Origin of the sequence: Rummeliibacillus sp. POC4 (assembly GCF_003576525.1) — a bacterium.
Lineage (GTDB): Bacteria > Bacillota > Bacilli > Bacillales_A > Planococcaceae > Rummeliibacillus.
On record NZ_QWUA01000106.1, the window covers coordinates 1 to 8,048 of the forward strand.

The 8,048-nt window shown below is 34.2% G+C and carries 7 protein-coding genes; all 7 read right to left on the bottom strand.

Annotated features, from left to right (window positions below; translation table 11 throughout):
- Window positions 1-4 precede the first annotated feature (4 nt).
- Window positions 5-766, bottom strand: coding sequence for an iron ABC transporter ATP-binding protein (locus tag D1606_RS17635; protein ID WP_119417329.1), 762 nt, complete (start codon window positions 764-766; stop codon window positions 5-7).
- Entirely contained in the window at window positions 763-1,713 is a 951-nt protein-coding gene (locus D1606_RS17640; protein WP_119417330.1) for an iron chelate uptake ABC transporter family permease subunit, read from the bottom strand. Before D1606_RS17640 ends, D1606_RS17635 begins: the two co-directional genes overlap by 4 nt.
- Window positions 1,706-2,656, bottom strand: a complete 951-nt coding sequence (locus D1606_RS17645) for an ABC transporter permease (protein WP_119417331.1) — start codon at window positions 2,654-2,656, stop codon at window positions 1,706-1,708. Before D1606_RS17645 ends, D1606_RS17640 begins: the two co-directional genes overlap by 8 nt.
- Before the next feature lie 334 nt (window positions 2,657-2,990).
- Complete coding sequence (locus tag D1606_RS17650) at window positions 2,991-4,478, bottom strand: peptide MFS transporter (protein ID WP_119417332.1); 1,488 nt, start codon at window positions 4,476-4,478, stop codon at window positions 2,991-2,993.
- Between the two features lie 339 nt (window positions 4,479-4,817).
- Complete coding sequence (hflX, locus tag D1606_RS17655; protein ID WP_119417333.1) at window positions 4,818-6,086, bottom strand: GTPase HflX; 1,269 nt, start codon at window positions 6,084-6,086, stop codon at window positions 4,818-4,820.
- Window positions 6,087-6,208: 122 nt separating this feature from the next.
- Window positions 6,209-6,901, bottom strand: a complete 693-nt coding sequence (locus D1606_RS17660) for a VOC family protein (RefSeq protein ID WP_119417334.1) — start codon at window positions 6,899-6,901, stop codon at window positions 6,209-6,211.
- An 86-nt stretch (window positions 6,902-6,987) separates the two neighbouring features.
- Window positions 6,988-8,048, bottom strand: a 1,061-nt coding sequence (locus D1606_RS17665) for a sodium:solute symporter family transporter (RefSeq protein ID WP_119417335.1), incomplete at its 5' end; no start/stop codon positions are given.

Below are 8,048 nucleotides of genomic sequence, written 5' to 3' on the forward strand. Positions count from 1 at the left end.
TTTATTATGAATTAAAATATACACAGATACGACAGCTATTCATCTCTTGAATAGGAATGTCCATATCATATATTTCTTTTAATGATTCTGAGTTAATAATTTCATTTGTCGGTCCATCCTTAATGACCCTTCCATCCTTTAAAGCTACAATATAATCTGAATAGACAGATGCAAAATTAATATCATGCAAAACAATGACAACTGTCTTGTCTAACTCGTCTACAAGCTTGCGTAAAATTTTCATAATCTGAACAGAATGTTTCATATCTAAGTTATTTAAAGGCTCATCTAGTAAAATGTATTCCGTATCTTGTGCAATGACCATCGCTATAAAAGCTCTTTGTCGTTGTCCTCCTGATAACTCATCTAAATAATCATGTTGAATATCTTCTAAGTTCATATATTGAATTGCTTCATCGACTTTCATATGGTCTTTCGCATTTAGATGTCCATGTGAATACGGGAACCTCCCGAAAGAAACAAGTTCACGAATCGTTAAACGTACATTCATAAAGTTCGATTGTTTTAATATCGAAACTCGTTTTGCAAAATCATTTGATTTTACTTTTTTCACATCAGTACTATCAAGTAATACTTCCCCAGTATCTGCATCCAATAATCGACTTACCATTGATAGTAATGTCGATTTACCAGCCCCATTCGGACCGATAAATGACGTGATTTTCCCACGCTTTATATCAACACTTACCTTATCAACAACTCTCTTTTTACCGAAGTTTTTGGATATTTCTTTTACTTGGATCATGCAGATCGACTCTCCCTTAATAATAAGTAAATAAAGTAAATACCACCGATGAAATTGATGATGACACTTAAAGTTGTTGAGAATGTAAATACACGTTCGACAATCCATTGCCCACCGATTAAAGCAACTAAGCTTAATAGGGCTGCACCCGTGATTAACACGGAATGCTTATAAGTATTAAAAAATTGATAGGAAAGGTTAGCGACGATTAATCCAAAGAATGTGATTGGACCAACTAATGCTGTTGAAACAGCAATCAATACAGCAGATATAATAAGCATACGTTTTACAACCTTATCATATGGGACACCTAGATTAATGGCATTATCACGTCCAAGGGATAAAACGTCTAACTCATTGACCATTCTCAATCCAATAATCATAACAATGATGACGATTACTAATGCAAACCACACTAAATCACCATTCACATTATTAAAACTTGCAAACATCTTATCTTGCACTCGAGTAAACTCATTCGGATCGATTAATACTTGCAAGAAGGTTGTAATGCTTCCTAAAAATGTCCCTACAATGATTCCTACTAGAAGTAAAAAGTAAATTGGACGTCCGCCGGAGCGGAATAAAAACTGGTAAAGTAGTAAGGCAAAACCAACCATAGCGATAACAGATATAAAGAAGTTAACTTGTGTATTCATCACCGCCATATGGCTAGAGCCAAGGAAAAAGATAATCACCGTTTGCAGCAATAAGTACAATGAGTCTAATCCCATAATACTTGGGGTTAGAATACGATTATGTGTGATTGTTTGGAATATAACGGTTGAATACGCAATTGAAACCCCTGTCAGTGCCATAGCAATCAATTTGATCATACGTCGTGGCAATATGTAATCATAATTACCATTCAATCCTTGAAACAAATATAATCCACAAAAAATCGTAGACAAACCTGCTAATATTAAAATCTTTATACTATTACGCATATGCTTTCCCCCTAAACAACAAGAATAGGAAGACTGCACTACCAATAACGCCAACCATTAAACTAATCGATATCTCATATGGATATATGAGCAATCGTCCTAAGATATCGCAAACCAAAAGGAAGATTGCACCGAGTAATGCAGTATGAGGTAAAGTCTTTTGTAAATGATCCCCCTTAAAAATGGAAACAATATTCGGGATAATCAACCCTAAAAATGGAATCATTCCTACAGTTAATACAACAGTAGTTGTTATTAACGCTACAAGGATTAACCCAAAATTAACGATACGTTTATATGCTAGACCCAAATTTTTCGCAAAGTCTTCCCCCATTCCTGCAACAGTGAAACGATTTGCATATAAATATGCAATGATTAATACTGGCACACTTATATAAAGTAATTCATAGCGTCCTTTCATAATCATTGAAAAATCACCTTGCAACCAAGTCGAAATATTCTGAATAGTATTCGTCTTATAGGCGAAGAAAGTGGTAATTGAAGACAAGATATTTCCGAACATTAACCCAACAAGCGGAATGAAAATTGCATCTTTAAATTTAATACGGTCCAAAATTTGCATAAATAATAGGGTGCCAGCTAAAGCAAATACAAAGGAAACCGCCATTTTCTCTAACATCGATGCATTTGCAAATAACAACATCGATACAAGAATACCTAAGCGAGTGGCATCTAATGTTCCTGCTGTGGTTGGTGAAACGAACTTATTACGGCTTAAACTTTGCATGATTAAACCAGCAATACTCATTCCAACCCCCGCCAATATAATGGCTATTAACCTTGGTACACGGCTAATAAGGAAAATTTGTGTTTTGTCCGAATGTATGTCTAGCAAATCCTTTGGTGAAATACTACTTACCCCAACAAAAAGAGATAAGATTGATAAAACAATTAATGCTATAAACAAATATCGTTTCTTCATAACAACCCCGACTTTTTCCATTTTATAAGTAATACAATCTATTGAAAATCATTATCATTTACTTACAATACATATTATACCATCAGTAAATTCTATTTCAATAGTTAAATGAAAATGATTATCAAATATTTTCCGAAGACTCTATAAACCCCTTCACCATCGATGTTTAGAGTTCCCATATTCTCAATTAGAATGAAGAAGGACGTTATTATGCCTCTCCGCAGCAAAAGTATTGTAGTTGGAGAATATAAAAAAACCTGTCCCAAAATCATCTAAAATGATTTTAGGACAGGTTTCTATCACAATTAGTGACTCTTATTACAGGCGTTTCACTTTATCGAATATTACCCATTTTCTTAGAAATCCATGGGCTTAAGATTAACATAACTAAGAATAGTAAAACAGATGCTCCTCCTAGATATCCGAAATATTGAACTTCAGTAATTTTTGCAAATAATTTTGCAAATTGAGCATTCAATGCTTGAGCTGCAGTACTTGTTAAGAACCAAAGTGACATCGTTTGTGCTGCAAATGCCGCTGGAGCTAATTTAGTTGTTGCTGATAGACCTACTGGTGACATTAATAATTCCCCTACGACTACTAAGAAGAATGAAAGAACAATCCACCAAGGGCTAATTAATTCTTTACCACCAGAAGTGATTGCTGGAATAATCATGATTAAGAATGAAACCCCGGCAAATAAAAGTGAGAATGCAAATTTAATCGGTGTAGATGGTTGACGTTTACCCATTCTCACCCAAATCCAAGCAAAGATTGGTGCCATCGTAATGATAAATAATGGATTCAAAGATTGGAACCATGCTGCTGGAATTTTAAATGATCCCATTGTTAAATCTGTACGAGTATCAATATACGCTGCAAGAATTGTTGATCCTTGTTCTTGAATAACCCAGAACATTGTACTTGTAATGAATAAAGGAATATATGCAAGAAGATGTGATTTTTCTTCTTTTTTTGTTTTTTTACTAGTAAACATCCAGATGAATACAGCAATTGGAGCTAATAAGCCGATTACAGTAAAGAAGTTAACGACGCTACCAATTGATAACATACCTGACATTGCTGCAATAACTACCAATACTGCCACGATAATAACAGCAGCGATGAATTTTTTAAGGATACTGTTACGTTCTTGAATATTTAATGGATTTTTAGGTTCTAGACCTGCAAGGCCCAATTTTTGTTTTTGTTTATGTGTATACATAAATAAACCAATTGCCATACCGATTGCTGCAATACTAAAACCTACATGATAATTATACTCTTTTTGTACTGCCCCTACGATTAATGGAGAGATAAATGCACCTGCGTTAATCCCCATGTAGAAAATGTTGAAACCAGCGTCACGACGAGTATCATCTTCTGCATACATATCACCAACAACTGAAGATACGTTTGGTTTCAAAAGACCTGTACCAAGAATAATCAAAATCATTGAAGCAAATAAGAATGTTAAACCACCAGGAATTGCTAAAGACAAGTGACCTAAGATGATTAAAATACCACCCCAAAAGATTGTTCTTCTTGTACCGAGAATACGGTCAGCAATCCATCCACCAATAATCCCTGACATATATACAAGTGAACCATAAATTGCCATGATTGAAGCAGCTGTAGTTTTATCTAATCCTAAACCACCGTTTTGAACAGTATCATACATGAAGTAGATTAGGATTGCTTTCATACCGTAGTATGAGAATCGTTCCCAAAATTCTGTAAAGAACAAACTAAATAAACCTTTAGGATGTCCGAAGAATCCTGTTTGAGGAACTGACTTGACGATTTCCTCTTTAGTTGCCATAAGAAAACTCTCCTTCTTTCAATATAAAAAATAGTCTCACAATTCAAACTATAAAAATTATAGGTTTATAATTTAGTGAAGATGTTGTCCATTATACACGCACAATTTGAAGTTGTCAAAAAAACATAATAAACAGATAATTTTATATTTTTAGACTATTTAAATAACAAAAAACCCCATAAATAAAGGATTCCTGAGATTAACGAGGGTGGAAAATTATTATTTATTTAACTTTTGGGAACTCCTTCTATAACATTGCTGTATTTTCCAGAAACACACTTCAATTCATAAATACCCATAATTTACACATATAAAAAGAGATAGCAATTTGCTACCTCTTTAGTTTAACCAAAATTCCTTATATTTTTCGGCAATCGCCTCATGAAGTTCTACTTCAATAATAGTTCCTCTTTCATCATATGAAGTTTCCATAATATGTGCATGCTCGTTCATATACGATACAATGTCCCCACGTTCAAATGGTATACAAAGCGTACAAGTTACATAATTTGAGAAAATATGTTTGCGAATTAGTTCTAGTAGTTCGTCTATTCCTTTTCCTTCTTTTGCAGATATCCAAATTTGTTCGTTATTAACATAAGGATAAGCGAGATTGGCTAAATCTGATTTATTGAATACATATAAAGTTGGAATATCCTCTACACCAACTGCTTGTAAAGTATTATTTGTAATTTCCATCATATACTGATTTTCATCATTTGATGCATCAACAACATGCAAAAGTAAATCTGCATCTCTCGCCTCTTCCAAAGTAGAGCGAAATGCCTTTACTAAATGATGTGGAAGCTTACTAACAAAACCAACTGTATCTGTTAATAAGAAACTTTTATTATCCGGCAATGATATTTGTCTGACCGACGTTTCAAGTGTCGCAAATAGCATGTCTTTCTCAAAAACTTGTTTATGATCTTCTTGATCTATTTTGTTCAGTAGCTGATTCATAATAGTGGACTTTCCAGCGTTTGTATACCCAACTATTGAAACAATAGGAATTTCACTTTTGCGACGTTGCTTTCTTTGCGTCTCACGTTGTTCTTTTACACTTTCTAATTCTTTATGCAGTTTGGCGATTTGATCTTCAATCTTTCGTCGATCTAATTCTAACTTTGTTTCACCAGCTCCACGGTTTTTGAATCCACCGCCTGTACCTCCACCTTGACGACTTAAAGAGTCTCTAAGTCCTACTAAACGAGGTAGCATATATTGTAATTGAGCTAATTCAACTTGCATTTGAGCTTCTTTTGACTTTGCTCTTCTAGCAAATATATCAAGGATTAGCATTGTTCGGTCAATTACTTTACATTCCAAATCTCTCTCTAAATTTCGAATTTGAGATGGCGATAATTCATCATCAAATATTACCAAATTTGCATCTGCTGCTTCATAAAAATGTTTAATTTCTTCTATTTTTCCTGTACCTACATAGTGTGAAGGATTTATTCTTTCTAAATTTTGTGTTACTACTCCAACTACCTCAACATCTAACGCTTCAGCTAAATTCCCTAATTCTTCTATTGAATAGTCAAAGTGTAAGTCATTACGTAAGTTAACTCCTACTAATACAGCTTTCTCTATAAATGGTTCCAAAAAACTTCCTCCTTCACGTTACAAAATCACAATCTCAAAAACAATAGGAGAGTAGAATTCCACTCTCCTTAATCTTCCATAATATAAGTTATGTCCATCCTAACATAAGAAATGTCTAAAACTCAAACTTTCACAATATCGATTGTTTGTAAACGTTCCTTACCTTCTGGTAACTTTTGAAAAGAAAATATTGTATTCTTTAACCTTAAAGTATTACCTGTAATCGGCAAGGATAATAGGCGTGACCACTGAATTAGTTTTTGCTGTACATCTTTTACCTGAAATACGCATCTTTCTATGCGTATTTCTTCATTACCTTTTTGGATTGTCCCATCAGCTTTTAGCATTTTTTGTCGCTCTTCAAACGAATGCTCCCATTCTATAAAAAAAGGATACGGTAAAGAATCCCCAAGCTTATGTTTGATGAAAAGCATTTTCCATCTAATAATTTGACCATCTGCCGTTTTTCTTTCTGCAGGAATAATTCCAGTCGTTCGATAACCTAGTTTCCGGATATATCTATCACTTTCCTCCAAATTTTCGGAACGTAAACACAACGCTTTATATCCTTCACCATCATCAATATCATAAAGTAATTGTTGAACAAGAGGGTGAGTTGACCTCTTTGCTATAGTTGAATCTTCAACAGCTAACCATTCAATGTAACTATTCTTTGTATAAAATAAAGCATTAAATGTACCCCATTGTAAATGTCTTCCTCCCACAACAGGCTGAATCCCTTCAATAGTTATGTCTTTAGCAATATCTACAGGTGCCTTTTTCGTGAAATAAACAACATGATCTAACTCAAACATTGCACTCATCCCCTTACTTGTAAAAAAGCCCGTAGCTATATATAAAACTACGGGAAATTTACAGTTTCTTCTTATTTATAAGATACTCATTTTTGTTCCTCTTGCAACAAAGTTAATGTTTCATCAAATTCTTTCTCAATTTCATCACTTTTCTTGTAAGTCATTAAACTTACAATCACAGCAACAATCAACCCTAATACAAAGCCTGGAACAATTTCATAAAGTCTTTCATGAAGAGAAGCAATAGTTCCCCAAACATAAGAAACAACTGCACCGACTACCATCCCCGAAAGAGCACCCCAATTTGTTAACTTTCTCCAATATAAAGAAAGTAAAATAATTGGGCCAAAAGCTGAACCGAAACCGGCCCATGCAAATGCCACTAAATCCAATATTTTGTTATCTTGACTCCAAGCAAGAACAATAGCGATTAATGATACGATTAATACTGCCATTCTTCCCATAAAGACATAATGCTTATCTGAACCGTCTTTTTTGAAAATCGCCTTATAAATATCCTCAATTAATGCTGAGGATGTAACGATTAGTTGAGATGAAATTGTACTCATAATTGCAGCTAAAATTGCAGCTAACATAATACCTGCGATAAAAGGATGAAATAATATTTGGCCTAATGCAATAAATACTGTTTCAGGATTTTTCAAATCCAGACCATTTTGTTGGTAATAAGCGATACCAACAAGTGCAGTAGCAATGGCACCAAATAGGCTTAAGAACATCCAACCAATACCAATACGACGAGCTTGTTTCGTTTCCTTAACACTTGAAATAGCCATAAAACGAACAACAATATGTGGCTGACCAAAGTAGCCTAGTCCCCATGCCAATGCCGAAATAATCACTGCAGCTGTTGCAGTACCTCCTGCAGTAAAACTTAACAAGTCAGGATTTACTTCACGAATAGAAGAAGCTGTTTCTGAAAATCCACCTGTTTTAAAAAGGCCAAAAATCGGTACAGCTATAAGAGCTATAAACATTGTTAATCCTTGTATAAAGTCTGTATAACTAACAGCTAAAAATCCTCCAAACAATGTATAAGCCACCACTACGCCTGAGACAATTAGCAATCCGGTGTGATAGCTATAACCAAAAGAGCTTTCAAAAAATACTCCTCCAGATACCATTC